The sequence below is a fragment of the Bacillus sp. z50 genome (genome assembly GCF_058313585.1).
In genome coordinates, this window is record NZ_JBZFQL010000009.1 from 32,743 (window position 1) to 58,280 (window position 25,538).

A 25,538-nucleotide genomic window follows, 5' to 3' on the forward strand; every position below is an offset into this window, starting at 1 on the left:
CCTACTCCAACATGCTTTCTATATTGGCAAAATCTGAGACCAACTCCCATGACTTGTGTTGGCTTTTGCCATCTGTTTCTTTATCAAAGGTTGTCAAAATTCCATACATAACAATCCCGTCCACTTTTTTTCCGTCATATGTATAAGACCTGTATCCCAGACTGTCTTCTCTGATATACTCTCCAGATTCTCCATATATCTCTTTTACAGAAGCGGGTTGTTTATCAGGTACAAAGAGGACTTCAAGTTTATACTGCTCTGAAATTTTAGGGCGTTTGAATTCATATTTTATGTAGCCGTCTTCTTTGACTTTTGTTTCACCTTCCCATGCGATTTGGTCACTGCCGTTTTCTTTTAAGGTCACATGGAGAATAGAATTTTCATGAAGTGTACTTGAAAGTGATAAAATAACACTTCTATCACTATATTCCTTTATTGATCCCATAATTAAAACATCCTGTCTCAATTGGCCTCTGCATCCTATTAAACTGCAGAATAGGGAAATTATGAAAACTCCCATAACCCACTTCTTAAGCATCTCAATCTACCCCCCTTTTTATCCCGGTATGTTGGCACTATAATGTTCATTCTATCCAAAGATTAATCAATATGTAAACAAAATATTTGGAATTTTTAATTAATCGATTGATTAAAAAAATACAGCTTCCATTTGGAAGCTGCATTCCTTTTATCTATTTAAATCGCTTATCCCTGGAGCGTGCTCGTTTGGCATTTCCGGTAGCTGTGGAACAGGGAATCCTTGCGGTGGAGGAGTGACTGACAAGGTTCCACCGTTTCTGCTCGGTGTTTGTCCCTGGAAAACTTCGGCGATTCTAGTTGGATCTAATCGGAAGTTAAACTGAGCATTATGGAAGCCCATATCCACGAACTTTTTGCATTCAGGATATTTATTTATATCATAATTTGGAACAGGGAAAATTTTGCCCCAATCCACACCTAAGGTTTCAAGTGCTTTAGCAAAAGCATTTTGATGAGCATTATCCCGGACAATTAAAAACCCGAGAGTCTCACGAAACGTTTGATTATTACTCATTTCATATATTCTTGTTTTCTGAAGTACACCTGTTGATTCGAGCATCAAATTATTCAGCAGATTAGCAATTAAATTACCATGGTCATAAACCCATGAGCCATTCCATGGATTGCCGCCTGCATCTACTGGAAGAGATGACTGAGCTCCCATAATATAATGGTGTGGATTGGCATGTTTGATTGCTTCATCTAGAGGAGCTCCATCTGAGCCACCATCACCAGGTTGTGAAGAAAGGCCAGAATCATTTAATAGTTGATTAATGGTGTTCTGAACAAGCTCGACATGACTGATTTCTTCTAAAAAGATCCCTCGAAGCAAATCCTTATACTGAGTGTCTTTGCCCCTGAAATTGTTACTCTGAAAGAAAAATTGCATCATTGTGCGCATTTCACCAAATTGACCGCCTAAGGTCTCCTGTAAGACTTTAGCAGCAGCAGGATCTGGCTTATCTGGTTTAATTATATTGATTAGCTCTTCTTTGTAATAATACATGCAGGCTTCTCTTCTTTCTTAATGAATTTATTAGTCAGTTGTCGTTACAACATGAAGAGGAGGCGGAACTAACCAGCCTTTTTCTTTGTTTATTTTTAATAATGCGGCCCCGAATTGTGCCTTTTTCATATGGAATTGTCCAAACATTAAGCCGATGTCTTCACGAATACATTGAGCCATTGCCTGAGCACAGGCAACGAGTCCAGCAGCAATATCAGCCGATACAAGTCCAGAAACCTCTTGATCTGTAAACCGTGCACCAGGAGGAATAGCCTCGATTTGGCTTTCCGGTTTTTCAGGTGGTGCAGGCGGCAGAGCAATACCATTATGTTTTAGTAATTCCTGCAGTTGTTTTACATCTGATCTAGCATTGGCGATCATGTCATCTAATAAATCTTTTAAATCATCATCACCAGTATGGTTTTTAAGGGTTTGAAAGCCAGGAATCATGGCCTGTGCACCCATTAATTGTGACCATACAGCAAATACCTCACCATAATGCATTGGTTCTTTTTGCGGATTTCCACTTAAAATGCCCATTAATCAGTCGACTCCTTATATTTAAATTTGAAGAACTCATCTGTTAATATGAACCAATTAACTACCAATTATACGTAAAAGAGGCAACCGATTGAACGGCTGCCTCTACATTGAATATTTTAATGATGGTGTCCATGTCCGCCTTTATGAGGGTTTGTTATTTCAAAACCTGGTTCAGGTAGATGGAAGTACTTAATCCACACTCCATCCAGGAATTCTTCTCGCTTATCAAGCAAGACATCAATATCCTTATCAGTCTTAACAATTTCGTCATGCTCAGTTGGTGTACTCAATTCAATATCATAGTGAGCATGGTCGCCATGCATATGGGAAATCACTACACGAATCATTTTCCCGTCGGCTTCCTCTGTACTCAATAATTTTTTTAATTCTTTGGCGGCATTCCGATTTATTTTACAATTCATTCTATCTCCTCCAATCTACTAGATCTCTTATAAGTGTAACTTAAAAATTTCCATTATTAAAATAATGAAGTATAATATAACCATAAAACTAGTTTTATGGTTATGTGAAGAGGAGGGGAATGTAAATGTCTTGGGTCATGAAAACAGATCATCGAATGCGCTGTATATGCGAAGAAGGTAAACAACAGCTACCAGCCGTTCATAATGAACAATCATTACTGGAGCTAGTAGAAATGTTTAAGGCACTTGGTGATTCTACTCGCCTGGAGATTCTGTCATTATTATTAATTGAAGATTTATGTAAATGTGAAATTGTTACAGCTCTTTCGCTTCCTAATTCCACGGTCAGCCATCATATTAAAATTATGGAAAAAGGCGGAGTTATTAAAGGAAGAAGAGAGGGGAAATATACAATTTATCGATTATGCGAAGAAAGGCTGGAGTCAATTATCAGCTTTTTACGTAAGCAGTAAAAAAGATAGGGGGAAACAAGATGAAGGGTGCTTATAACTTAACAGAAAATGCAATCTCCTCATCTCTTCTGAAGCTTTCCGTTCCTATAATAGCAACAAATTTTATTCAAACCACATATGGAATGGTCGATATGATTTGGGTTGGCAAGCTTGGCAGCGGTCCAGTTGCTGCCATAGGTACGGCAAGTTTCTTCGTTAATTTGGCGCTGGCTCTTGCAACAATGGTCTCGATTGGGAGCGGAGTCAAAATCGCTCATTGTATGGGGGCGAACAAAAAAGAGGAAGCGGCAGAATACATAAAAAACGGGTTTATCATGTCACTGATCCTGGCTATTTTATATACGCTTGTTGTATTTATCTATAAAGATTCATTTATTGGCTTCTTTGAGCTGGGCGATTCTCAGGTGGAGAGAATGGCTGTGCAATTTTTAGTCATCTCTATGATTGGTGTTATATTTTCTATTATAAATTTACTGTACAGTATGATTTTAAATAGTATGGGAAACAGTAAAACGCCATTTCGCGTCTACACTATTGGTTTTCTCGTTAACATGATCTTGGATCCTTTTTTAATTTTTGGGATCGGATTTATACCTGGAATGGGGGTTGTTGGAGCTGCGCTTGCAACATTAACAGCAAACATTATTGTTACGCTCCTTTTCTGGTTTAATTCTAAACGATTCATATCATTAGGGAGCCATACAAATTGGAATGGACGTAAGATGATAGAAGTAATTAAAATGGGGATTCCAATTACAGTCCAAAGAGTAGTATTCATCGGCATATCCATCATTATTGCAAAGATTATTGTGCAATGGGGAGCAGAGGCGATTGCTGTTCAAAAAGTTGGTATCCAAATTGAGTCGATTTCCTATATGACTATTGGGGGGCTGCAGGGTGCGATTGCCGCCTTTATTGGACAAAACTATGGTGCAAACAAAATGGACCGAATCCATGCAGGGTATAAAATAGCATTGGCTATGACCATAGGGTTCGGTTTACTTACGTCACTACTATTTATCCTGTTTCCAGAGCAGCTTTTTTCTATTTTTATCAGTGAGCCTGATAGTATAAAACTCGGAGCAGACTATATGAGAATCCTTGGATACTCGCAGGTATTTATGTGTATGGAGCTTTTAACAGTCGGAGCATTTAATGGGTTGGGGAAAACCTATATTCCGCCTATTTTTAGTATCACCTTTACAGTGCTCAGAATCCCGATGGCCATCCTTCTTTCCGTTCCATTTGGATTAAATGGGGTATGGATGAGTATCGCAATCAGCAGTCTTTTGAAGGGTGTTGTATTGGTAATTTGGTTTATGTTTACATTGCGAAAAATAAAAAATAAGACAGCAAGAATACACGCATAAGAACGGTTGGTAAGGAGAGTACATATATGACAAATATAGACCATAGACTTCTAAAGCTCATGAAAGAAAAACACCTATCGGAAACATTGTTTAGGGGAAATTTTGGCCTTGAAAAAGAAAATAATAGGGTTCATAAAAATGGGACATTAGCTTTAACACCACACCCGTCTTCATTCGGTGACAGAGCAAAGCACCCGTACATTACAACCGACTTTTCTGAGTCTCAGATAGAGATGGTGACTCCGGTGTTCCCGACGATTGATGAGGCGTTTGAGTTTCTGGAAAATATACATGATATTGTGAGTTTAGAATTATCTAAGCAAGGAGAATACTTATGGCCAGGCAGTAATCCTCCTATTCTTCCCGATGAATGCTTGATTCCAATCGCCAAGCTGGAAAACGATCAGGAGACCGAGTACCGATATAAACTTGCACAGAAATACGGAAGAAAAAAGCAATTAATAAGCGGTATCCATTACAATTTCTCGTTCTCTGACGAACTATTGCACGTATTGTATGATGAACAATCCAGCCATAAAACATATAAAGAGTTTAAAAATGATATTTATTTAAAAATCAGCCGTAATTTTAACCGCTATCGAGATTTATTGGTTGATGTGACTGGGGCCAGTCCAGTGTTTCATAATACTTATAACCAAGACTGCGTCTTAAGGGCAGAGCAATTAAATCAAGGAAGTTATTATCTCCCTCAAGTTCATTCATTTAGAAACAGCGTATGTGGTTATAAAAATCGAAAGGACTACCAGGTTTCCTATCAATCAGTTGAAGAATATGTTGAGGATATTCACAATTTGATTCAGAAACATGAATTGTTGAGCGCAAAAGAATATTATCATACGCTCCGCTTGAAGGCAGGTGCTGGTGAAGATCCCCTGCAAGGTCTTTTAGATAAAGGGATTCAATATATTGAGATTCGGTTGTTAGATTTGAACCCTCTGTTTAAAATCGGTACAAGTAAAGAGAATCTCTATTTCATTCACTTATTTATTTTGTATATGCTTCTGCTTGAAGAAGAGGAAAAGACCGATTTGAATTATTTATCCATCATAGCTGGAATGAAGGAAATGGCACGAGAATTATCTCTAGCTGATAAATACATCCATATACTGGTCGAAGTTGAAAATATGCTAATTGATCCGGAACTCTCTTATGCAGCAAGAATAAAGGAAGGTATAAAGCAGTCATCCTACGAATTGTTTCATATGAAACATTCTTTTGATTATTTACACGAAAGTGAAAAACATTCATTCACTTTATTGGGATATGAGGATATGGAGCTTTCAACGCAAATTTTAATTAAAGATGCTATTAAAAGAGGAATAGGAATCGAGATTGTTGATCGAGATGAAAACTTTATTGCTTTATCTGATGGGAAGAAAACAGAGTATGTGAAGCAGGCGACCAAAACATCGCTCGATTCATACAGTACTGTTTTGGTTATGGAGAATAAGCTTGTTACGAAGAAGATTCTTCGAAATGCTGGGATGAGAGTTCCGAATGGAGGGGCCTATCAATCACTAGAGGAAGCAGTTATGGATTATGAGAAATATAAGGCCAAGCAAATTGTAATCAAGCCGAAATCAACAAATTTTGGTTTGGGAATTACGATTTTCAAAGATTCATTTTCAAAAGAGGACTATGAAAAAGCATTAGGGATGGCTTTTCTTCATGATCGTACTGTGTTGGTTGAGGAATTCCTCAGTGGAAAGGAATATCGGTTTCTTGTAATGGGAGATGAAGTGACAGGGATCCTTCATCGTGTCCCAGCCAATGTGAAAGGTGATGGACAATCCAGTATTGCTGAATTGGTTACAGCGAAAAATAAAGATCCTTTACGGGGAAAGGGCTATAAAACACCCTTGGAGAAGATTCAGTTAGGGGAAAGTGAAGCACTTTTCCTAAAGGGACAGGGAAAGGATTTCGATTATATCCCGGCGGAAGGAGAGCTTGTTTATTTAAGAGAGAATTCTAATATCAGCACTGGCGGGGATAGTCTAGATCTTACTGATGCTATATCAGGGAGCTATAAGGAATTGGCCATTCAAGCTGCAAAAGCTGCTGGTGCTACAATCTGTGGAGTCGATATGATGATTGATGATCCGACTGCCAATGTCAGTGAACAAAATTATGGAATTATCGAACTTAATTTTAATCCTGCGATCCATATTCATTGTTATCCTTACAAAGGAGAAAATAGAAGAGCAGGGGAGCGAATTCTTCAATTACTTTTTGGGAAGTAAAAAGCGGCCGCAGCAGGTTTAGTAATATCTGTTGCGGCCTTTTGCTAAATATAAGAAAATAAACTCCTGCCATATTGATTTAGGCAGTCATGCTGAGACAAGCATCAGCGCATTTGAAGCAAGCCCCGGCACATTTTTGGCAATGGTCATGATCGTGCTTTTGACATTCCTCGCCGCAAGCTTTACAAATCACTGCACAAAGATTACAGATTTCTTTTGCAAAAGGACTGTTAGATTGCATTGATTTAACCGCCAATGCACAAATGTCCGCGCATTCTCGATCCAGGCGGATGCAATCTGCCATCATCTTCATGTGATCCTCTTCTAAGCAAGCATCGAAACATACATTACAAGCATCTATACATTCAATACAGGCATCTATACAGACTTGGTACATGTCTTTATTCATAAAAAAACCTCCTCATTAAAAATGGTTATATCCCTATCTATTCACATTCCCTTGCTGGAAGGGAATAAACTCAATATGGATGTTGACGTTCGCTAATCTCATTAAAATATCTAAAATGCTTTGACTCTAACGTTACGTCATCATTTACGATATAGGAAGGGAGGGGTGAGAGAGGTGTATAAGATAAAGGAAGTCTCCGAGCTTGCTGGAGTCAGTGTTAGAACTTTACATTATTATGATGAAATTGATCTGTTAAAACCAGCTCATATTGAGGAGAATGGATATCGTTTATATAATGAGGGAAATTTAGCACGCCTTCAGCAAATATTATTTTTTAAAGAAATGGACTTACCGCTAAATAAGATCAAAGCTATTCTGGATGATCCCCAATTTGACCACTTGGATTCCTTGATGAAACATAAAAAGGTTCTGGAGGAAAAGCAGAAGCGGCTGGAGAAAATTATTCAATCCATAGATCAGACCGCCCAGGCAATTAAAGGAGGAAGGAAAATGTCAAGGCAGGATATGTTCGAGCCATTTGATATGAGTAGAGTTGAAGCACATCTAAAAAAGTATGAAAAAGAAGTTAAGGAAAAGTATGCAGACACGGAGGCATTTCGCCAATCCCAGCAAAAAACAAATGGCTATCAAGCAGATGATTGGAAGGCAATTGAAATAGAAAGACAACAAATTTATCAGTCTTTAGCTGAATTAATGGACCGGGATCCTGCGGATAGTGAGGTTCAACAAATCGTCCATGAATGGCGAATGCATATTTGTAAACATTTTTACAATTGCACACCGGAAATATTTAAAGGGCTTGGCGAGATGTATATTTCTGACAAACGTTTTACTGATAATATCGATAGTACAAAGCCGGGGCTTGCCCGATATTTACATGATGCTATTCAAATCTATTGCCGCTAATTAAATAGAATGACGTATAGGTGCCTGAAAAGATAGGCACCTATTTTTTATAAAATTTAAAAATCTTATTTTGCTATATATTTTTGTTGATGTTTCCTAAAAATGTTGTATAATAATCTGAGTTTGGTAGTAAACATTAAGTTTGATAATAATAAACTTTCTCTAGTTAGAGTTTACTTATAATAAACGAAATTGAGGTCATACCATGTTAATGGAAATCGGAAGCAAAATTAAAAATTTAAGATTAAAAAAAGGTCTGACTCAAGAAGAACTTGGTGAAAGAACAGATTTAAGTAAAGGGTATATTTCACAACTTGAAAGAGGTCTCAGTTCACCATCTATCGAAACATTCTTCGATATACTCGAGGTTCTCGGCTGTACCCCAAAGCAATTTTTTGATGAGGAAGAACGTGAACAAAAAGTAGTATACGGAAAAAATGATACGACAGATTTTATAGATGAAGATCGGGGTTATCAAATCCAATGGCTTGTTCCAGAATCAAATGAAAAAGAAATGGAACCCATATTGCTTACATTGCAGGAAAAGGGAGAGTTCAAAAAATTTGAGCCCTCACTTTCAGAGACATTTGGCTATGTATTAAAAGGGAGAATCATGATAACACTCGGCAGAAGGACATACTTTGCCAAGGCAGGAGAAGCAATTTATTTTAACGCAACCGAAGAACATCAGATAATTAATGATTTCAACGGGATTTCAGAATTATTGCTTGTAGCGACGGATTCTTATCTATAATTAATATCCACAAGAAGGAGTAATGAACATGAATGATCATACAATTATTCGTTTTGAGAACGTCACGAAGCAATATGATGACGATCCAGCGGTATTAAATGATGTTAGCTTTGAAATTGAAAGAGGGAAATTCTATACACTCTTAGGACCATCAGGTTGCGGAAAAACGACGATTCTCCGCTTAATTGCCGGATTTATGCAGCCCTCTGAAGGAAAGATTTACTTTAACGGTAAATTAATAAATAATGTCCCGGCCAATGAGCGCCAGGTAAATACAGTATTCCAGGATTACGCCCTATTTCCACATCTAAATGTATTTGAAAATGTTGCATTTGGTTTACGCATTAAAAAAATGAAAAATGCAGACATTGCCAAGAAAGTGACAGAAGCATTACGCTTTGTTAACCTGGCTGGTTATGAAAACCGTGAAATTAAAGAAATGTCCGGTGGACAGCGTCAACGTGTAGCCATTGCCCGTGCGATTGTAAACGAACCGGAAGTAATCTTACTTGATGAACCTTTATCGGCGCTCGATTTAAAGCTTCGTACTGAAATGCAATATGAATTGCGTGAGCTTCAACGCCGCCTTGGTATTACCTTCATCTTTGTTACGCATGACCAAGAAGAAGCATTGGCGATGAGTGATGAGATTTTTGTTTTGAACAAAGGCAGAATTCAGCAAAGCGGTACGCCAACTGATATCTATGATGAGCCTGTTAACCGATTCGTCGCAGACTTTATCGGAGAATCCAATATTGTTCCCGGTAGAATGATTGCCGACTATATAGTAGAATTTGCAGATAAACGTTTTGACTGCGTAGACGGCGGTTTCAGAGAAAATGAGTCTGTAGAAGTGGTAATCCGTCCTGAGGATTTAGAGATTACTACACTCGAACAAGGAAAAATGCAGGTACGCGTTGATTCCCAATTATTCCGTGGTGTTCACTATGAAATTTGCTGTTTTGATGAAGCAGGTAATGAGTGGCTAGTACACTCTACGAAAAAAGCGGTTGTTGGGGAAGAAATTGGGTTGAGTTTTGATGAAGAAGCCATTCATGTCATGCTGCCGGGGGAAACGGAAGAAGAATTCGATAAACGCTTAGAAGCATATAATGAGGCCGGCCATGAAGAATAAAGCGAAAACTCTCTATCTGATTCCATACTCTATTTGGATTGCATTGTTTGTTGTATTCCCGATTATCCTGGTTGTCTATTACTCCTTTATTGGGATTGACGGCCAATTCACGTTGGATAATTACAGCAACTTCTTTACACCAGTCTATTTGAAAATGACATTAAGTTCGTTTTGGTATGCTTTCTTAGTTACAGTTATTTCTTTATTAATTGCATACCCAACGGCATTTTTATTAACGAAAACAAAGCATAAGCAATTATGGCTCTTATTAATTATCTTACCAACCTGGATTAATCTACTTTTAAAAGCATATGCCTTTATTGGTATTTTTGGCACATATGGTGCTGCCAACGCCTTTTTAGAGGTTTTTGGAATAGGAACAAAGCAAATTCTATTTACTGATTTTAGTTTCATCTTTGTTTCTACCTATATATTTATACCGTTTATGCTATTGCCAATTTACAATGCGCTAGAGGAAATGAACCAATCCTATGTAGATGCAGCCAGTGATCTTGGAGCATCCAAATGGATGACTTTCCGCCGTGTCATTTTCCCTCTGACACTCGACGGAGTGAAATCAGGTGCACAGGCTGTCTTTATCCCAGCCCTGTCATTGTTTATGATTACTCGTTTGATTGCAGGTAACCGAGTGATTACATTGGGAACAGCAATTGAACAGCATTTTCTCGTTACGCAAGATTGGGGAATGGGAGCTACGATAGCGGTATTCCTAATTATCGCAATGGCATTAATCATGATTCTGACAGGCAGAAGAAAGTGAGGGATGGACAATGAAAAAGAAATTTAAGCTATCAAATCTATATCTAATCTTAGTGTTTGCCATCCTTTATGCACCAATTTTCTATCTGATGTTCTATTCATTTAACAGCGGCGGAAAAATGCATGGCTTTGATGGTTTTACGCTGCAATGGTATAAAGAAGTATTCGCCGATACGCGATTGCTTATTATTGTGTTGAATACACTGGTTATTGCTCTGCTTTCAGCTACAATTTCTACAGTGATTGGTGTTTTTGGAGCACTGGCCATACATGAGGTACGCAAGAGAAGGACGAAAAATACATTACTTTCCTTGAACAATGTTTTGATTGTAAGCCCTGATGTCATTATTGGTGCTTCCTTCTTAATTATGTTCACCATTATTGGGATTAAACTTGGCTTTATGTCCGTTCTTTTATCCCATATTGCTTTCAGTGTTCCGATTGTTGTAATTATGGTATTGCCTAAACTTCAGGAAATGAGCCCGACATTGATCGATGCGGCTCGTGACTTGGGGGCGAGCCAGTGGAATGTGCTGACAAAGGTTATCCTGCCTTACATCACATCCGGTATTTTTGCTGGTTTCTTTATGGCATTGACCTATTCACTGGATGATTTTGCCGTAACCTTCTTCGTGACAGGGAATGGATTCTCCACACTATCCGTAGAAATCTACTCCATGGCTCGTCAAGGTATATCGTTAACGATTAATGCATTATCAACCTTGCTATTCTTATTTACAATTTTATTGGTTATTGGATATTACTTTATTACACAAAGAAGCACCAAGCCGCGAATGGGGGTTAAGGAATGAGCAAGCTAACCCGTACCCTGATTCTGATTTTGGTTGTATCATTCGGCCTTTTATATTTGATCAATCGATTAAATGCACATGAAGGATATGCCGGAGATAATACCTTAACGGTTTACAACTGGGGAGATTATATCGATACGGATTTAATTGAAAAATTTGAAGAGGAAACAGGCATTAAAGTCATATACCAAACCTTCGATTCAAACGAAGCGATGATGACGAAAATCGAACAGGGCGGTACGTCCTATGATGTAGCTGTTCCTTCAGAATATGCAATCAGCAAAATGAAGGAAGAAAACCTGTTGATTGAAATAGATCACGATAAAATACCAAATTTAAAGCACATTGATTCTCGCTTCCTAGACCTTTCCTTTGATAAGGGAAATAAGTATTCCATTCCATATTTTTGGGGAACAGTCGGAATTGCTTATAATACAAAGCTCCTTCCGAATAAAGAATTCAAAAGCTGGAATGATTTATGGGACGAAGAATTAGAAAATAAAATCTTGCTTGTTGATGGTGCACGTGAAGTCATTGGAATGGGATTGAATAGCCTTCATTATTCATTAAATGACACGAATGAAGAGCATTTGCAGGAAGCTAAGGATAAATTAGATACATTAACTCCGAACATTAAAGCAATCGTGGGTGATGAGATCAAAATGCTTCTCGCTCAGGAGGAGGCAGCAGTCGGGCTGGTTTGGTCCGGTGATGCAGCTGATATTATGTGGGATAATGAAAACATTGATTATGTAGTGCCGGAAGAAGGCTCTAATCTCTGGTTTGATAATATGGTTATTCCGAAAACATCCAAAAATGTGGACGGAGCACACCAATTCATTAACTTCATGCTGGATCCTGAAAATGCTGCTCAAAACGCAGACTATGTAGGCTATTCCACACCAAATAATGCAGCGTTAGAAATTTTAGGAGAAGAAGTTTCAGGGGATGAACGCTTCTATCCACCTGCTGAGCTAACAGACCGACTTGAGGTCTACGATAATCTCGGCAAAAAGATGCTCGCGCATTATAATGAACTTTTCCTTGAATTTAAAATGCATAAAAAATGACACTTTGAAAACCGATTTCACCTGGGGGTGGGGTCGGTTTTTCTGTTTATCTAAAGAAATGATTTTCTTGAAGTAGCCAGCAAACCAGAATGTAAAAGAGGGACGTAAAATTATGTTATATTTTTCACAATCCAAAAGGAATTTTGCCAGCCATGAACGAAAGAGTAATGTATTAACTTATTAAGGAGGAAAAATACTTGTCCAACACTCTGAATCAATTTGAAATAACTTCAATTTATCACATTACCAATAGAGGGGTTAGAAAGGAGCCAATATTCCATAATATGATCGATAAGCATAGATTCATGATTATTCTTGCTGAAGCCCATAGTAAATATGATTTTAAACTCCATGCGTACTGCCTTATGAACAACCACTTTCACCTTCTCTTAGAAACCTCCAATTCTCCTTTAAGCAAAATCATGCAAACCATTCAACAAAGATATGCCATGTATTTTAACCATACCTACAAATCTCAGGGGCATGTATTTCAAGCAAGTTACTATTTCAGAATCGTTGATAGCTCAAATGATTTTTTAAATGTCAGTAAATATATCCATATAAATCCTGTTGTGGCAGGATTGGTTACAAACCCTCAGGATTATCAGTGGAGCAGCTATGCCACATTCTCCAATCACTCACCTCGCAATCATCCACTAATCGAAACGGATATTACCTATTCTTTATACCCAAATAATTCAAAAGAATTATATAAAAAATTCATTGAAAAACAATCATAATGGTTGTCATAGACTAAAAGGTGCTCATTCATTGAGCACTTTTTTTGTGGAAGAGCATATGAGCATTTCTGGTCCACCTTTATGCAGTCATAAAAAGTTCCCTATATTATGTGGAAGGTGGGTGAAAGGCAGGTGAAGTCCGGGGGAAAGCTGAGCTCTAGCCGAGCTATGAGGCACCTATGAACCAGCTATACCGGGGTAAAGGAGGGTGAAAGGCGGTTGAAGTCCAGAGGGAAGCACCTATCCCCGAGCTATGAGGCACCTATGAACCAGCTATACCGGGGTAAAGGAGGGTGAAAGGCGGTTGAAGTCCAGAGGGAAGCACCTATCCCCGAGCTATGAGGCACCTATGAACCAGCTATACCGGGGTAAAGGAGGGTGAAAGGCGGTTGAAGTCCAGAGGGAAGCACCTATCCCCGAGCTATGAGGCACCTATGGACCAGCTATACCGGGGTAAAGGCGGGTGATAGGTAGTTGAAGTCCAGAGGGAAGCACCTATCCCCGAGCTATGAGGCACCTATGGACCAGCTATACCGGGGTAAAGGCGGGTGATAGGTAGTTGAAGTCCATGACGAAGCTAAAATACGTAAAAAAACCCTCCCATTGATGGAGGGTTCAACATAGTTAGGGATATTATAACTGACTTCCAAAGAACTCTCGTGTCCGTTCTTCTTTAGGATTTTCAAATATTTGCTCAGGAGTGCCTTTTTCCAGGATGTTTCCTTCGTGCATAAAGAGGATTTGGTCAGCAACTTCGCGTGCAAAGCCCATTTCGTGAGTGACAATAACCATCGTCATTCCATCCTGGGCGAGTTCCTTCATGGTGGTCAATACTTCACCAACCAGCTCTGGATCCAGGGCAGAGGTTGGTTCATCGAATAGCATGATATCAGGTTTCATCGCCAGGGCACGGGCGATGGCTACACGTTGCTTTTGTCCACCGGATAGTTTATTTGGGTAAACATCTGCCTTGTCATCAAGGCCAACCTTTTTTAATAGCTCTAATGCTTCTTGTTTAGCTGTATCTTTGGCTATTTTCTTTACCATAATAGGTGCTTCAATTATATTTTCCAGTACAGTCTTATGAGGAAAGAGGTTAAAGTGCTGAAAGACCATCCCGATTTTTTGGCGTACTTCATTAATATTATGGGTTGTTGTTTCGATTTGTTCACCTTCAATAATGATGGAGCCGCTATCCTTTTTTTCAAGATAATTTAAGCAGCGCAGCAATGTACTTTTACCAGATCCGCTTGAACCAAGTAAACAGACAACATCGCTTTCATAGACAGTCAAACTAATATCTTTTAATACATGCAGATCTCCAAAGGATTTATTCAGATTTTCGACTTTTATCATTTCTCGTAATTCATTCATTTTTGTTTCCCCCTCTTACTAATCGCTAATTGCCATTCTTTTTTCAAGTGCTCGAAGACCCAGTGTTAACACAGCAACCAATATTAGATAGTAGACAGCAACAATGAGTAAATAGGTCATCTCGTCAAAATTATTGGATCCGAGAGTGGTCGCCACATTAAACAGCTCATTCAATGAGATGAAAGCAGCGAGAGAAGAATCCTTTAGACCGATAATAAATTGGTTACCGAGTGGCGGGAGGGCTCTTCGTAAGGCTTGAGGGAAAATGATTCGGCGCATGGCGAGTCCGCGTGTCATACCAAGCGAGCGGCCAGCCTCCATTTGTCCTTTATCAATGGATTGAATTGTTCCCCGGAAAATCTCAGCAATATAGGCCCCGTTATGAAAGGCGAGAGCCAATGATGCTGCCCAGAAATCCGGTATAAGAAAGATGCCGCTGAACCCAAAATAAAGAATGAAAATTTGGACAATTAACGGGGTTCCGCGAACAAGATATATATAAGCATCGGAAATGTAACCGAGCAATTTAATTTTCGAGATTTTAAGTAAAGCTACAAATAGTCCTATTATAATTCCGATTATGATGGAGACGACAGTCAATTCAAGAGTTAACAGAAGTGCATCGAAGAATACCCCGCGGGTATCAACTAATGTTTGAAAAAAGTGTGATAAATCTTGCAATCGTAACAGCTCCCTTTCATTCTTTATTATCTGGTTTTTGAGTAATATCTTCGCCAAAGTATTTCATACTAATTTTTGATAGAGTACCGTTTTTGCGCAGTTCCTCAAGTGCTTTATTAACCTCTTCAAGAAGTTTTGGATTATCCTGTGGAAGCACTATAGCTTGCTCACTTCGTTCAATCAGCTGTTGTCCAACAATTTTGAAGCCTTCTTTGGCAGCGGTTTTCCCAGTGACAAAATCGGTAATGACAGCATCATGTCGGCCATTGCTTAATGCCTTGAGTGCAGTCACATCACTATCGTATGTTTTAATATCAGATGTATATCTGCTCGCAGTGTCTGCATATGTAGATCCTTTGGCGGCTGCAACTTCTTTCCCTTTTAAATCTTCAACTGTCTTGATATCACTGTCTGGACGGGTGAAAATTTGTGGTCCTGAATAGTAGTAGGGAGTGGAAAAGAGGACGAATTTTGAACGTGCCTCATTAATGGTATGGCTGGCCACTGCGGCATCAGCTCTCCCAGTTTTTACACCTTCAACAATTCCCTTGAATTTCATTTGTTTTTGGACAGGCTCAAGCCCCAATTGTTTAGCGATGGCTTCCCCAACTTCAATATCAAAGCCAGTCATTGTCATATCATCGTTCATATAGCTGAAGGGCTTAAATTCCCCGGAAGCGGTGAAAACGAATTGATCGTTATTAATCAATTCTGCCCCGCTTGCCATTTGCTCCTTTTCTGCACAGGCAGTCAAGGAACCTAGCAGAAGGAGTAGAAAGATAAACGGAAGAATATTTTTTTTCATTCCAGTTGAATCTCCTTTCAGTGTCAATAGAGCTTGCTTTCTAACTAAATACCCATTAATGCCAGTAATTAACCAAAATACTAAAAAACAACTTTATTGGAATAGCAAATAGTAAGAAGAAGGACCTGTATGTCATCATAGAATACGCTGAGATTTTCAGGTATACTGATACTAATTAATAGGGAATAAATAGTATAAAGAAGAAGCTGAAAGATGAATTTATCGCTGATATAGATTTGAATAACTTAAGGAGTGATTTTCAGATGGAATATGATGATAAAGTCAAAAACCGTATTAAGAGGATGGAAGGTCAATTACGCGGGATACTTAAAATGATGGAGGATGGAAAAGATTGCAAAGAAGTCGTGACTCAGTTATCTGCGGTAAGGTCTGCAGTAGACAAGACAATTGGAGTCATTGTCAGCAGTAACCTTATTGAGTGCGTAAAAAATGCGGAAGATGTAGAGAAGGAAAAGTTAGTGAATGAAGCAGTGCATCTGTTGGTCAAAAGTCGCTGAGAGTTTCGGTTGGCTTTTTTTAATAAAATTTGATATACCTATAGGGGTAATGTTACGTTGAAATCTTAAAGGAGGCGGAATCAGTACGATGAAAACAATTGAGCCACAAGAAGTGGAAGCAAAACTAGCTGAAGGGCAGTCCTTAAATATTATTGATGTTCGTGAAGTAGATGAAGTACGTAACGGGAAAATTCCAACAGCGGTTAATATTCCATTAGGCCTGCTTGAATTTCGGATGAATGAGTTAGATAAATCAAAAGAATATATAGTTGTTTGCCATGCAGGAGGAAGAAGCGCCAGAGCTGTTCAGTTCCTTGAATCTGAAGGATACGATGTGACCAATATGAATGGTGGCATGCTAGAGTGGGAAGGGAAAACTGAATAATAAGAAAAGACGAGAACTTGGGGTCTATCCCATTCTCGTCTTTTTTGCAATCATTTTTTTGAAATTAATTGAGTTCAGGTGAATTAATAGAATCCTAATGTTTTTATTGATGTCCATATCAGTTTACTGGATCCAATTAAATTCTTTGCTCCTACATAATAGGAAAATCCAAATGTAATCAACAAAATCTTAATAAAAATGGGTTCATAATACTAACTTACTATTCTAGCAATAAGCATACAACCATTCAGTGTGTATGCTCCTTTTATTATTTACTCAGATGCTTTTTTCACTTCAATATATAAAAGATGGTGATCTTCAGCATCCTCTACAGTAAAGATGAATCCATCCTCTTCCAATGTATCCCCAATGGCTGCATCGATTTTATGAGTTAAAAACCAACCGCCTAATGTATCTACATCCGGATAGTCCATTTGTATTCCAAGCAAATCCTCAATCTCAGACAATAGCATTTTTGCATCTAGAATATAATGATAGTCACCTATTCTACGAATCTCTGGTAGCTCATCTGTATCGAACTCATCGCGGATTTCCCCAACGATTTCTTCAAGAATATCCTCAACCGTAACAATACCGGAAGTACCGCCGTACTCATCAAGTAACACGGCTATGTGTATGCGTTCCTTCTGCATTTTCACAAGTAAATCGTGAATAGGAATCGTTTCAATTACCGTGATAAGTGGTTTAACATAATCACGGATTGGCATATCTGTTTTCAAACCGCTTCTAAGACTGGCTGTTAGTAATTCTTTAACATTCACAAATCCAATAATCGTATCTTTATCTCCATCTGTAACGGGATAGCGCGTATATTGTTCATTATTTAAAGAAGCAACAATATCTTCTAAAATATCATCCTTTTGAAACGTTTGAATTTCTGTTCGAGGCACCATGATTTCTCTGGCAATCCGATCATCAAATTCAAAGATATTGTTTACATATTTAAATTCAGATTGATTGATTTCTCCCTTTTTATAACTGTCAGTCAGAATCATCCGCAACTCTTCTTCAGAATGGGCAATGTCTCCTTCGCTAGCCGGTTTAATGCCAAATAGGCTTGTGATAAATCGGGCAGAATGGTTCAATGCCCATATAATCGGAAACATCACTCTATAAAACATAATAAGCGGCCGTGCGAAATTCATTGTAATCGTTTCTGCTTTTTGAATCGCAACGGATTTAGGCGCCAATTCTCCCACTACAACATGTAAAAAGGTAATAATAGAAAATGCAATCACAAAGGAAATAATACTTGCTACAGAATCCTGGATGTGCAATTTTTCAAATAGGGGATCAATGAGATGTTTAACGGTGGGCTCCCCAAGCCAACCGATCCCTAATGATGTAATCGTAATCCCAAGTTGTGTCGCTGACAAATATTCATCTAAATGTGTTACGACCCTCTTGGCTGCCATTGCTTTTCGATTTCCTTCTGCAACAAGCTGATCTATTCTGGTCGCACGGACCTTAACAATGGCAAACTCTGATGCCACAAAGAACATCGTACTCACCAATAAAAATAAAAGTAAAACTATATTAACTATGTCCATCGTCTCCATTCAATCTCTTTACCCGTCCGGAGTAAAGATTCACCTCCTGACAAATATCCCTTTGTATATTTCTTCACCATCAGGAACGGGTTTAAACTTTTTTGCGACATATGGGAAAAAATACACATATAAACAGGATACTCCTGTAAGTGACTTTGCTCAATCTTTATGATACTCTTTAAATAGAAAGAATCATGAATGGTGGGCATTCATGATTCTGCAAAAGCCACTCCTTAACGGAGACGAGTATTGATTTTTTTAGGCCTCACTATCTTTTTAGAGCAGTGAGGTCTATTTTTTATTATTTATCGTGATTACTGTTAGAAGTAAGGTGGCAAAGCTGAATGTTACCATAAATGTCTCAAAGATTGACATGGGACATCACTCCATTTCGGATGGTTGGTGTCTGCTTAATGGAAGTGACTTTTGCTAGTTCATTATAGCATACATTTAGTAACAATAAGAACAAGTGTTCGTTTTAAGTGGAAATAATGACTTTCGACTCATCAAAAAAGCCGAGATATATTTATCCCGACTTGGATTCCAATGGTTTTTCTGAAATAATAATCCCATCATCATCAGCATACACAAATTGTCCAGGAGTCCATTCTACGTTTCCGAATGATAGTGTTCCGCCTTTTGTACCTTCGCCTCTCTTTTTACTTTTAAATGGGCATGTTCCAATCGCTTTTATTCCAACTTCTATATGGGCCAAGTCAGCTGAATCCCGGACACAGCCATTAATAATGATTCCGTTTATTTTTCTCTCAGCTGCAATGGCTGCCAACTGGTCACCCAATAATGCACAATTTAGAGAGCCCCCACCATCTACAACTAAAATAGTTCCAGGCTCAATCGTTTCCAAGCTTTCTTTTACCATTGAATTGTCTTCATATACCTCAACGGTTCGTATTTCGCCCTGAAATTCCTTTTTCTTACCATAAGAATAGAAAGGGGTTTTACATAGACTTAACCTGTCAGCGTACTCATCACATAAATCAGCCGTTTTCATGGAAACATCCTTTCAAAATTTAGTTGCAAGTTAATTATATTGAATTTTCTGTAAATTTTCCATTTATTAAGAGATGAATGTTTCTAAATACCGGCTTCATGGGAATATAAGAGATACAAGTTTTCTGAAGATAAGGAGAAAAAATAATGAGTATGTTTAATAAGGTACTATTTATTTACAATGGTTCTGCCGGTCAGACAGAAACAGATCGGGCACTTGCCGCCGTACTCCCTGTAATTAGTACTGAAACGAAAGAATTAAAAGTGGTGCAAACGGAAGAGGCAGGTGAAACCAAAAAAATCTGTCTTAAGCTTGGGGAAGAATATGACCTTGTTATTATCCTTGGTGGAGATGGAACGGTACATGAAGCTGTCAATGGGCTTGCTGCTCTGGATAAGAGGCCTGTTTTAGCTATTTTGCCGGGTGGTACATGTAATGATTTCAGCAGAATGCTTAATATCCCGCAAAATCTAAAAAAAGCGGCAGAGACAATCATGAGTGGCCAACAAGTTCCGGTAGATGTAGGAAAAGTTAATGATGACCACTACTTTCTTAATTTTTGGGGGATCGGGCTAATCACCCATACATCAAGCAATATTGATGAAAACCAAAAGAGATTAATGGGGAAAATGAGTTACTTTATTAGTGCATTACGAACGGTGAAAGAGGCAGAGACATTTCATTATAAAATGAAGACTGATCAAGGTGAGTATGAAGATGAGGCAGTCATGATCATGGTGCTGAATGGGAAATTCATTGGATCTAATCAAATCCCTCTGCCATCCATTAATATGGATGATGGATTATTTGATGTATTAGTAGTGAAAGAATCATCATTTGGTGCGTTTCTTGATTTATTTTCACTTAATTCTCCTGATATAAACCTAAATGATGCTGAAACGAGGCTGTTTCATTTGCAGACCAAATCATTGTCAATTGAAACAGAAGAAGTGCTGGACGCGGACACAGATGGCGAAATTTATTTGGAAACTCCAGCAACTTTGGAAATCCTAAAGCATCATATACACATGATTAAGGGTTATTAGTACCTTGGGGTTACAAAGTACTTCTTTTCCTTTAAAATGGTAGAAAAGCCAGAATCGGAAGTGAGTCTATGTCTAAGTTGATAGAAAATACACCATTTCCCCGTACAAGAGAGGTGCTACGTACTGACATGCGCGAATTGGGGTTAAAAAGAGGTATGAATGTCCTTGTTCATTCCTCGCTATCATCAGTTGGATGGGTGAATGGAGGGGCTGTTGCCATTATTCAGGCATTGATGGATACTGTTACAGAAGAAGGAGCCATTATCATGCCGGCTCAATCTGCGGATTTGTCGGATCCGGCTGAATGGTTGAACCCACCAATCCCTTGGGAGTGGTGGGAAACCGTGAGAAATACAATGCCAGCTTTTGAACCTGCTATTACACCTACATATGGCATGGGGAAAATTGCAGAGCTATTTCGTACATATCCAGGTGTTTTAAGAAGCAACCATCCAAATGTTTCGTTTACTGCATGGGGTAAGCGTAATGGTGAAATCCTTGCCAATCATCAATTGGAAAATGGATTGGGTGAAGGATCTCCACTAAGAAAACTCTATGATTTAGATGCTCATGTCCTGTTTATCGGAACGAGCTATGAAACGAACACCTGCTTTCATCTGGCAGAGTATCGATCTGGTACCAGGGAAGTAATCCAAAAAGGTACTCCCATTTTTGTAGATGGAGAGCGGAAATGGGTGGAGTATACGGATATTGAATATGATGATACTGAATTTGATACAATCGGAAATGCTTTCGAACAACAGTACTCTGTTAGGAAAGGTAAAATCGGCAGTGCTGATTCCAAGTTATTTTCCTTTTGCGAGGCAGTTGATTATGCAGTAGAATTTTTTAAAAATGAAGCGAAGGCGAAGGTTTAGCTTTATAGTTGATTACCCAAGAATGAGAGTCTTTTATTTGCCATGTCTTTTTTACTTGGTGGCTGTCTCCGGCTTGATTAAACTTCCTCACTGATCTCCACATCTATCCTGTACAAAAAGAGGCTTTCCCAATAACTTGACTATGGGAAAGCCTCTTGGATTATTTATTCTACGTGCTGCATATCATTTTCGAATAAAAGTTCCATTTTACCATCATGAAATTCAAGCTTCGTTAAACTTGTATTCCCTGGCGGTGTCGCTTTAAAGACATCTGAAAGTGGTGTGTTTTTAATATGCGTAAGCAGAACACGCAGGAAAATAGAATGGGTCACAATAAGGATGGTACCGGAAGGGTTTTCGTTTATAATTCTTTCGAACACATCGACAGCTCTTTTCTTGAGCTGATTAAAGGTTTCACCTGTTTCTGTCTCAAATAAATGTGGCGTTTCCCAAAAGATTTTAAATTCCTCAGGAAATTCTGCCTCAATCTCATCTCTAATGCGCCCGTCCCAATCTCCAAAATGCATTTCACGTAAGTCATCTTCCTTAATCAGGCTAATCTCACGATCACCGATGATATATTGAGCTGTTTCATAAGCACGTTTTGATGTACTGCTGTACACTTTATCAAGTTTTACATCAGCAAGCCTCTTTCCAAGAGCTTTTGCATCATTAATACCTTTTTCGGTCAGTTCGCCATTTCCCCAGCCTTGCATAATACGATTGACATTCCATTCTGTAAGTCCATGTCTAGTTAAGTAGATTGTTAGCAACGTACATGTCTCCTTTGCAATTTGTGAATAATCATAAGTATAACGCAATCAAGGTTGGATAGAAAAACAATGGATTGTCAGTCTAATTTTAAAAAGATCGATCATAAGTGATAAACGTTGAAGAATATACTATAGGGGGGTATAGTATATTTAATAATAGAAAAACGGGAGGGAGGTCACTATGAGCGAGATAGAGAATACTGAAGATATGGGTAATCATTGCCATCATGACCAAGAACGAAAAAGCCATCATTCTGATAACGTAAAAAAAAATTTGATCAGTCGTTTAAATAGGGTTGAAGGGCAGATTAGAGGGATTAAAGGCATGATTGAAAAGGATGTATATTGCGATGATATTATAACCCAGATTGCAGCTACACAATCAGCCCTGAATGCTGTTGGAAAGTTGATGCTTGAAGGCCATATGAAATCATGTGTGGCAGAAAGAATTCAACAGGGTGATATGGAAGTACTCGATGAAGTATTAATTACCATACAAAAATTAATGAAAAAATAGGAGGAATTTAAAATGGAAACAACGATCTTAAATGTAAAAGGTATGTCCTGCGGGCATTGTGTGAAAGCAGTCGAAGGCAGTGTAAGTGAGTTAAACGGAGTTAGTTCTGTGAAGGTTACATTGGATACGGGAAAAGTGGAAGTCCAATATGACCCGGCAATGGTTAATCTAGAAACAATTAAAGAATCTATTGATGAACAAGGATATGATGTCGATTAATATATGATTAGAATGAATAGGCTAAGCCACGCCCTATTTAAATAATGCAAGTTCAACAATAAGGTGGTGAGTTTATGAAGCATGTCCATTTGCAGATTACGGGAATGACCTGTGCCGCCTGTTCAGCAAGGATTGAAAAGGTACTGGGGAAAATGGAGGGAGTTAAAGAGGTAAATGTGAACTTAGCCACTGAAACATCTGCTATTCTTTATGATCCTACTCTCTTATCAGCGAACGATTTAAGAGGAAAAATAGAAAAGCTAGGGTACGGGGTTACGACTAGAGTATCGGAACTAATGATTACCGGAATGACCTGCGCCGCCTGTTCAGCAAGAATTGAAAAGGTATTGAACAAGACGGAGGGTGTCTTAATTGCCAATATAAATCTGGCCTTGGAATCAGGCACGATTGAATATTCTAGCAGTGAGTTATCTGAGGAAGATCTCATTGCCAAAATAGAAAAACTAGGCTATGGTGCTTCACCAAAGGAACAGCATAAACAGGAAAGTGAAGACCCGAGGCAATCGGCTATAAAAAAACAACAGCTTAGGTTTATAGCAGCTGCTTTCCTTTCATTGCCACTATTATGGACGATGGTAGCCCATTTTTCTTTTACCTCCTGGATGTATATACCGGATATTTTACTGAATCCGTGGGTTCAGTTGGCTTTAGCGACACCTGTTCAATTCATTATTGGTTGGCAATTTTATAAAGGGGCCTATAAGGCTCTGCGAAATGGCAGTGCCAACATGGATGTATTAGTGGTGCTTGGTACATCTGCTGCCTATTTTTATAGTTTATATGAATCTATAGTAAAAAGTGGGCATCATCATGCTGAGATGCCGCATCTTTATTTTGAAACAAGTGCCATTTTAATAACTTTAATTTTACTGGGTAAATTATTTGAGGCTAAGGCAAAAGGCCGTACATCAGATGCGATTAAGAAGATGATTGGCTTGCAGCCTAAAACGGCGATTGTCATTCGTGATCAAAAAGAAGTGAAAGTTCCGCTTGCCGATGTAGTAGTAGGGGACTTAATCTATGTGAAACCCGGAGAGAGAATTCCAGTAGATGGTGAAGTGCTCGATGGCAGCTCAGCTGTGGATGAATCCATGTTAACGGGTGAAAGTGTTCCGGTTGATAAAAATCCAGGGGACCAAGTCTTCGGAGCCACCATTAATAAAAATGGTGCATTAAAGATGAAAGCCATTAAAGTGGGTAAAGATACAGCCCTATCCCAAATTATTAGAGTGGTTGAACAGGCACAGGGTTCGAAAGCTCCAATTCAGCGGTTAGCGGATAAAATATCAGGTATCTTTGTTCCGATTGTAGTGGGAATAGCCGTTTTGACATTTATAACATGGTATTTTATCGTGGATCGTGGAAATTTCACTACGGCACTAGAAAATATGATTGCTGTTCTTGTAATAGCCTGTCCATGTGCGTTAGGGTTGGCTACGCCGACATCCATAATGTCTGGGTCTGGCCGGGCAGCTGAATTTGGTATTTTATTTAAAGGCGGAGAGCATTTAGAGACCGCTCATCAGATTAATACCGTACTGTTGGATAAGACAGGGACAATAACGAATGGTAAACCGATTTTAACGGATATTATACCAATCGGAAATTGGGAGCAGGAAAAACTGTTAAAACTCATAGCGGCAGCAGAGAAACCATCCGAGCATCCTCTAGCACAGGCAATAGTCGAAGCAGCCCATGAACATAAACTGGAGCTTACAGAGGCAGTAGATTTTCAAAGTACTCCTGGATTTGGAATTCGCGCTTCTGTTGGGCAGGATAAAGTCCTGGTAGGAACGAGAAAATGGATGACGGCTAATCAGCTTGATATCACCTCAACTCAGCCTTTTATGGAGGATCTTGAGAAAGAAGGGAAAACGGCGATGATTGCCGCGGTGAATGGAAATGTGGCTGGTATCATTGCTGTTGCTGATACGATTAAAGAGACATCCGGACAGGCGGTGCAACGTCTAAGGGATATGGGCATCGAGGTGTGGATGATTACAGGAGATAATCAGAGCACCGCGGAGACAATTGCAAAGCAGGCGGGTATTCAACATGTGATTGCTGAAGTTCTTCCAGAAGGAAAGGCGAATCAGATTAAAAGATTCCAATCTGAAGGAAGAAAAGTAGCGATGGTCGGCGACGGAATTAATGATGCTCCGGCCCTAGCGTTGGCCGATATCGGTATTGCTATCGGAACAGGTACAGATATTGCAATAGAAGCAGCGGACATTACCTTGATGAAGGGCGACTTAAATGGAATTGCAGATGCGTTTTATTTAAGTAAGCAGACGATGCGTAATATTAAACAAAATCTATTTTGGGCTTTTGGCTATAATACCCTTGGAATTCCAGTGGCGTTTATGGGACTGCTCGCCCCTTGGTTGGCAGGTGGTGCTATGGCATTCAGTTCGGTGAGTGTTGTCTTAAATGCCCTGCGCCTTCAACGAATTAAGCTAAAGTAAATAGAGTGAGGAAATGCCGACATGGTAAGTG

The 25,538-nt window shown here is 38.9% G+C and carries 28 protein-coding genes; 17 read left to right on the top strand and 11 right to left on the bottom strand.

Annotation, left to right across the window (positions count from 1 at the left end; genetic code table 11):
• Position 1: 1 nt before the first annotated feature.
• From AC4G3N_RS17980 to AC4G3N_RS17995, 4 genes are all read right to left on the bottom strand, one after another.
• The gene (locus AC4G3N_RS17980; RefSeq protein ID WP_140462293.1) at positions 2-538 is read right to left on the bottom strand and encodes a hypothetical protein; all 537 of its coding nucleotides are present in this window, start codon (positions 536-538) and stop codon (positions 2-4) included.
• Between the two features lie 150 nt (positions 539-688).
• Positions 689-1,546: a manganese catalase family protein gene (locus tag AC4G3N_RS17985; RefSeq protein WP_066102570.1), complete on the bottom strand. Its 858-nt coding sequence runs from the start codon at positions 1,544-1,546 to the stop codon at positions 689-691.
• Positions 1,547-1,576: 30 nt separating this feature from the next.
• Positions 1,577-2,086: a DUF3231 family protein gene (locus AC4G3N_RS17990; RefSeq protein ID WP_066102568.1), complete on the bottom strand. Its 510-nt coding sequence runs from the start codon at positions 2,084-2,086 to the stop codon at positions 1,577-1,579.
• Between the two features lie 119 nt (positions 2,087-2,205).
• Positions 2,206-2,511 carry an iron-sulfur cluster assembly accessory protein gene (locus AC4G3N_RS17995; RefSeq protein ID WP_066102565.1) on the bottom strand — a complete coding sequence of 102 codons (306 nt, stop codon included), beginning with the start codon at positions 2,509-2,511 and terminating at the stop codon, positions 2,206-2,208.
• A 125-nt stretch (positions 2,512-2,636) separates the two neighbouring features.
• Here AC4G3N_RS17995 and AC4G3N_RS18000 point away from each other — a divergent pair, with 125 nt between their 5' ends.
• Genes AC4G3N_RS18000 through gshAB form a run of 3 tightly spaced genes read left to right on the top strand, consistent with a single transcriptional unit; the run spans position 2,637 to position 6,615 of the window.
• Positions 2,637-2,984: an ArsR/SmtB family transcription factor gene (locus AC4G3N_RS18000; RefSeq protein ID WP_491090905.1), complete on the top strand. Its 348-nt coding sequence runs from the start codon at positions 2,637-2,639 to the stop codon at positions 2,982-2,984.
• A 20-nt stretch (positions 2,985-3,004) separates the two neighbouring features.
• The gene (locus tag AC4G3N_RS18005) at positions 3,005-4,354 is read left to right on the top strand and encodes an MATE family efflux transporter (protein ID WP_066102559.1); all 1,350 of its coding nucleotides are present in this window, start codon (positions 3,005-3,007) and stop codon (positions 4,352-4,354) included.
• A gap of 26 nt (positions 4,355-4,380) precedes the next feature.
• Positions 4,381-6,615, top strand: coding sequence for a bifunctional glutamate--cysteine ligase GshA/glutathione synthetase GshB (gene gshAB, locus AC4G3N_RS18010; protein WP_066102556.1), 2,235 nt, complete (start codon positions 4,381-4,383; stop codon positions 6,613-6,615).
• 79 nt (positions 6,616-6,694) lie between these two features.
• Here gshAB and AC4G3N_RS18015 read toward each other — a convergent pair whose 3' ends face one another.
• Complete coding sequence (locus tag AC4G3N_RS18015) at positions 6,695-7,024, bottom strand: four-helix bundle copper-binding protein (protein WP_066102553.1); 330 nt, start codon at positions 7,022-7,024, stop codon at positions 6,695-6,697.
• A 174-nt stretch (positions 7,025-7,198) separates the two neighbouring features.
• Between AC4G3N_RS18015 and AC4G3N_RS18020 the strand changes: the two genes are divergently transcribed.
• From AC4G3N_RS18020 to AC4G3N_RS18050, 7 genes are all read left to right on the top strand, one after another.
• A complete protein-coding gene (locus AC4G3N_RS18020; protein WP_139892864.1) occupies positions 7,199-7,951 on the top strand; it encodes a MerR family transcriptional regulator in 753 nt (250 codons plus the stop codon).
• Positions 7,952-8,162: 211 nt separating this feature from the next.
• Complete coding sequence (locus AC4G3N_RS18025; RefSeq protein ID WP_066102679.1) at positions 8,163-8,705, top strand: helix-turn-helix domain-containing protein; 543 nt, start codon at positions 8,163-8,165, stop codon at positions 8,703-8,705.
• A 28-nt stretch (positions 8,706-8,733) separates the two neighbouring features.
• Positions 8,734-9,840 (top strand): ABC transporter ATP-binding protein, encoded by a 1,107-nt coding sequence (locus AC4G3N_RS18030; RefSeq protein WP_066102548.1) that lies wholly within the window; start codon positions 8,734-8,736, stop codon positions 9,838-9,840.
• Positions 9,830-10,621: an ABC transporter permease gene (locus tag AC4G3N_RS18035; protein WP_066102545.1), complete on the top strand. Its 792-nt coding sequence runs from the start codon at positions 9,830-9,832 to the stop codon at positions 10,619-10,621. The genes AC4G3N_RS18030 and AC4G3N_RS18035 overlap by 11 nt, the downstream gene beginning before the upstream one ends.
• Before the next feature lie 10 nt (positions 10,622-10,631).
• On the top strand, positions 10,632-11,432 hold the full coding sequence (locus AC4G3N_RS18040; RefSeq protein ID WP_066102542.1) for an ABC transporter permease: 801 nt from the start codon (positions 10,632-10,634) through the stop codon (positions 11,430-11,432).
• Positions 11,429-12,502, top strand: a complete 1,074-nt coding sequence (locus tag AC4G3N_RS18045; RefSeq protein ID WP_139892865.1) for an ABC transporter substrate-binding protein — start codon at positions 11,429-11,431, stop codon at positions 12,500-12,502. Before AC4G3N_RS18040 ends, AC4G3N_RS18045 begins: the two co-directional genes overlap by 4 nt.
• Before the next feature lie 197 nt (positions 12,503-12,699).
• Positions 12,700-13,242, top strand: coding sequence for an REP-associated tyrosine transposase (locus tag AC4G3N_RS18050; RefSeq protein ID WP_491090910.1), 543 nt, complete (start codon positions 12,700-12,702; stop codon positions 13,240-13,242).
• A 633-nt stretch (positions 13,243-13,875) separates the two neighbouring features.
• Here AC4G3N_RS18050 and AC4G3N_RS18055 read toward each other — a convergent pair.
• From AC4G3N_RS18055 to AC4G3N_RS18065, 3 genes are read right to left on the bottom strand one after another with little or no spacing between them, the layout of a single operon-like run.
• Positions 13,876-14,616: an amino acid ABC transporter ATP-binding protein gene (locus AC4G3N_RS18055; protein WP_066102530.1), complete on the bottom strand. Its 741-nt coding sequence runs from the start codon at positions 14,614-14,616 to the stop codon at positions 13,876-13,878.
• Positions 14,617-14,634: 18 nt separating this feature from the next.
• Positions 14,635-15,297: an amino acid ABC transporter permease gene (locus AC4G3N_RS18060; RefSeq protein WP_066102526.1), complete on the bottom strand. Its 663-nt coding sequence runs from the start codon at positions 15,295-15,297 to the stop codon at positions 14,635-14,637.
• Between the two features lie 16 nt (positions 15,298-15,313).
• Positions 15,314-16,102 carry a transporter substrate-binding domain-containing protein gene (locus AC4G3N_RS18065; RefSeq protein WP_066102523.1) on the bottom strand — a complete coding sequence of 263 codons (789 nt, stop codon included), beginning with the start codon at positions 16,100-16,102 and terminating at the stop codon, positions 15,314-15,316.
• A 263-nt stretch (positions 16,103-16,365) separates the two neighbouring features.
• On the opposite strand from AC4G3N_RS18065, the gene AC4G3N_RS18070 reads away from it, so the two are divergent.
• The gene (locus AC4G3N_RS18070; RefSeq protein ID WP_066102520.1) at positions 16,366-16,620 is read left to right on the top strand and encodes a metal-sensitive transcriptional regulator; all 255 of its coding nucleotides are present in this window, start codon (positions 16,366-16,368) and stop codon (positions 16,618-16,620) included.
• An 88-nt stretch (positions 16,621-16,708) separates the two neighbouring features.
• Positions 16,709-17,005 carry a rhodanese-like domain-containing protein gene (locus AC4G3N_RS18075; protein WP_066102518.1) on the top strand — a complete coding sequence of 99 codons (297 nt, stop codon included), beginning with the start codon at positions 16,709-16,711 and terminating at the stop codon, positions 17,003-17,005.
• A gap of 272 nt (positions 17,006-17,277) precedes the next feature.
• On the opposite strand, the gene AC4G3N_RS18080 is transcribed toward AC4G3N_RS18075, so the two are convergent.
• Together AC4G3N_RS18080 and rraA are read right to left on the bottom strand one after the other, a co-directional pair.
• Positions 17,278-18,576, bottom strand: coding sequence for a hemolysin family protein (locus AC4G3N_RS18080; RefSeq protein WP_066102677.1), 1,299 nt, complete (start codon positions 18,574-18,576; stop codon positions 17,278-17,280).
• A 526-nt stretch (positions 18,577-19,102) separates the two neighbouring features.
• On the bottom strand, positions 19,103-19,588 hold the full coding sequence (gene rraA, locus AC4G3N_RS18085) for a ribonuclease E activity regulator RraA (protein ID WP_066102514.1): 486 nt from the start codon (positions 19,586-19,588) through the stop codon (positions 19,103-19,105).
• 146 nt (positions 19,589-19,734) lie between these two features.
• On the opposite strand from rraA, the gene AC4G3N_RS18090 reads away from it, so the two are divergent.
• Together AC4G3N_RS18090 and AC4G3N_RS18095 are read left to right on the top strand one after the other, a co-directional pair.
• Complete coding sequence (locus tag AC4G3N_RS18090; protein WP_225983639.1) at positions 19,735-20,634, top strand: diacylglycerol/lipid kinase family protein; 900 nt, start codon at positions 19,735-19,737, stop codon at positions 20,632-20,634.
• 68 nt (positions 20,635-20,702) lie between these two features.
• Positions 20,703-21,512 carry an AAC(3) family N-acetyltransferase gene (locus AC4G3N_RS18095; protein ID WP_066102509.1) on the top strand — a complete coding sequence of 270 codons (810 nt, stop codon included), beginning with the start codon at positions 20,703-20,705 and terminating at the stop codon, positions 21,510-21,512.
• 164 nt (positions 21,513-21,676) lie between these two features.
• Here the strand turns inward: AC4G3N_RS18095 and AC4G3N_RS18100 are convergent, their stop codons facing one another.
• Positions 21,677-22,285: a histidine phosphatase family protein gene (locus AC4G3N_RS18100; protein WP_175354241.1), complete on the bottom strand. Its 609-nt coding sequence runs from the start codon at positions 22,283-22,285 to the stop codon at positions 21,677-21,679.
• A gap of 181 nt (positions 22,286-22,466) precedes the next feature.
• On the opposite strand from AC4G3N_RS18100, the gene AC4G3N_RS18105 reads away from it, so the two are divergent.
• From AC4G3N_RS18105 to AC4G3N_RS18115, 3 genes are all read left to right on the top strand, one after another.
• Positions 22,467-22,802, top strand: coding sequence for a metal-sensitive transcriptional regulator (locus tag AC4G3N_RS18105; RefSeq protein WP_491090916.1), 336 nt, complete (start codon positions 22,467-22,469; stop codon positions 22,800-22,802).
• A gap of 12 nt (positions 22,803-22,814) precedes the next feature.
• On the top strand, positions 22,815-23,021 hold the full coding sequence (gene copZ, locus AC4G3N_RS18110) for a copper chaperone CopZ (protein ID WP_139892872.1): 207 nt from the start codon (positions 22,815-22,817) through the stop codon (positions 23,019-23,021).
• 74 nt (positions 23,022-23,095) lie between these two features.
• Entirely contained in the window at positions 23,096-25,507 is a 2,412-nt protein-coding gene (locus AC4G3N_RS18115) for a heavy metal translocating P-type ATPase (protein ID WP_491090919.1), read from the top strand.
• Positions 25,508-25,538: the final 31 nt, after the last annotated feature.

What these genes read in the sequence shown, in the direction of transcription:
- AC4G3N_RS18015 (WP_066102553.1), bottom strand. Translation starts at nt 7,024, where the DNA reads ATGAATAAAGACATGTACCAAGTCTGTATAGATGCCTGTATTGAATGT.
- AC4G3N_RS18090 (WP_225983639.1), top strand. Translation starts at nt 19,735, where the DNA reads ATGAGTATGTTTAATAAGGTACTATTTATTTACAATGGTTCTGCCGGT.
- AC4G3N_RS18040 (WP_066102542.1), top strand. Translation starts at nt 10,632, where the DNA reads ATGAAAAAGAAATTTAAGCTATCAAATCTATATCTAATCTTAGTGTTT.
- AC4G3N_RS18025 (WP_066102679.1), top strand. Translation starts at nt 8,163, where the DNA reads ATGGAAATCGGAAGCAAAATTAAAAATTTAAGATTAAAAAAAGGTCTG.
- copZ (WP_139892872.1), top strand. Translation starts at nt 22,815, where the DNA reads ATGGAAACAACGATCTTAAATGTAAAAGGTATGTCCTGCGGGCATTGT.
- AC4G3N_RS18080 (WP_066102677.1), bottom strand. Translation starts at nt 18,576, where the DNA reads ATGGACATAGTTAATATAGTTTTACTTTTATTTTTATTGGTGAGTACG.
- AC4G3N_RS18000 (WP_491090905.1), top strand. Translation starts at nt 2,637, where the DNA reads ATGTCTTGGGTCATGAAAACAGATCATCGAATGCGCTGTATATGCGAA.
- AC4G3N_RS18095 (WP_066102509.1), top strand. Translation starts at nt 20,703, where the DNA reads ATGTCTAAGTTGATAGAAAATACACCATTTCCCCGTACAAGAGAGGTG.
- gshAB (WP_066102556.1), top strand. Translation starts at nt 4,381, where the DNA reads ATGACAAATATAGACCATAGACTTCTAAAGCTCATGAAAGAAAAACAC.
- AC4G3N_RS18105 (WP_491090916.1), top strand. Translation starts at nt 22,467, where the DNA reads ATGAGCGAGATAGAGAATACTGAAGATATGGGTAATCATTGCCATCAT.
- AC4G3N_RS18065 (WP_066102523.1), bottom strand. Translation starts at nt 16,102, where the DNA reads ATGAAAAAAAATATTCTTCCGTTTATCTTTCTACTCCTTCTGCTAGGT.
- AC4G3N_RS18075 (WP_066102518.1), top strand. Translation starts at nt 16,709, where the DNA reads ATGAAAACAATTGAGCCACAAGAAGTGGAAGCAAAACTAGCTGAAGGG.
- AC4G3N_RS17980 (WP_140462293.1), bottom strand. Translation starts at nt 538, where the DNA reads ATGCTTAAGAAGTGGGTTATGGGAGTTTTCATAATTTCCCTATTCTGC.
- AC4G3N_RS18055 (WP_066102530.1), bottom strand. Translation starts at nt 14,616, where the DNA reads ATGAATGAATTACGAGAAATGATAAAAGTCGAAAATCTGAATAAATCC.
- AC4G3N_RS17995 (WP_066102565.1), bottom strand. Translation starts at nt 2,511, where the DNA reads ATGAATTGTAAAATAAATCGGAATGCCGCCAAAGAATTAAAAAAATTA.
- AC4G3N_RS18035 (WP_066102545.1), top strand. Translation starts at nt 9,830, where the DNA reads ATGAAGAATAAAGCGAAAACTCTCTATCTGATTCCATACTCTATTTGG.
- AC4G3N_RS17990 (WP_066102568.1), bottom strand. Translation starts at nt 2,086, where the DNA reads ATGGGCATTTTAAGTGGAAATCCGCAAAAAGAACCAATGCATTATGGT.
- AC4G3N_RS17985 (WP_066102570.1), bottom strand. Translation starts at nt 1,546, where the DNA reads ATGTATTATTACAAAGAAGAGCTAATCAATATAATTAAACCAGATAAG.
- AC4G3N_RS18115 (WP_491090919.1), top strand. Translation starts at nt 23,096, where the DNA reads ATGAAGCATGTCCATTTGCAGATTACGGGAATGACCTGTGCCGCCTGT.
- rraA (WP_066102514.1), bottom strand. Translation starts at nt 19,588, where the DNA reads ATGAAAACGGCTGATTTATGTGATGAGTACGCTGACAGGTTAAGTCTA.
- AC4G3N_RS18045 (WP_139892865.1), top strand. Translation starts at nt 11,429, where the DNA reads ATGAGCAAGCTAACCCGTACCCTGATTCTGATTTTGGTTGTATCATTC.
- AC4G3N_RS18070 (WP_066102520.1), top strand. Translation starts at nt 16,366, where the DNA reads ATGGAATATGATGATAAAGTCAAAAACCGTATTAAGAGGATGGAAGGT.
- AC4G3N_RS18005 (WP_066102559.1), top strand. Translation starts at nt 3,005, where the DNA reads ATGAAGGGTGCTTATAACTTAACAGAAAATGCAATCTCCTCATCTCTT.
- AC4G3N_RS18030 (WP_066102548.1), top strand. Translation starts at nt 8,734, where the DNA reads ATGAATGATCATACAATTATTCGTTTTGAGAACGTCACGAAGCAATAT.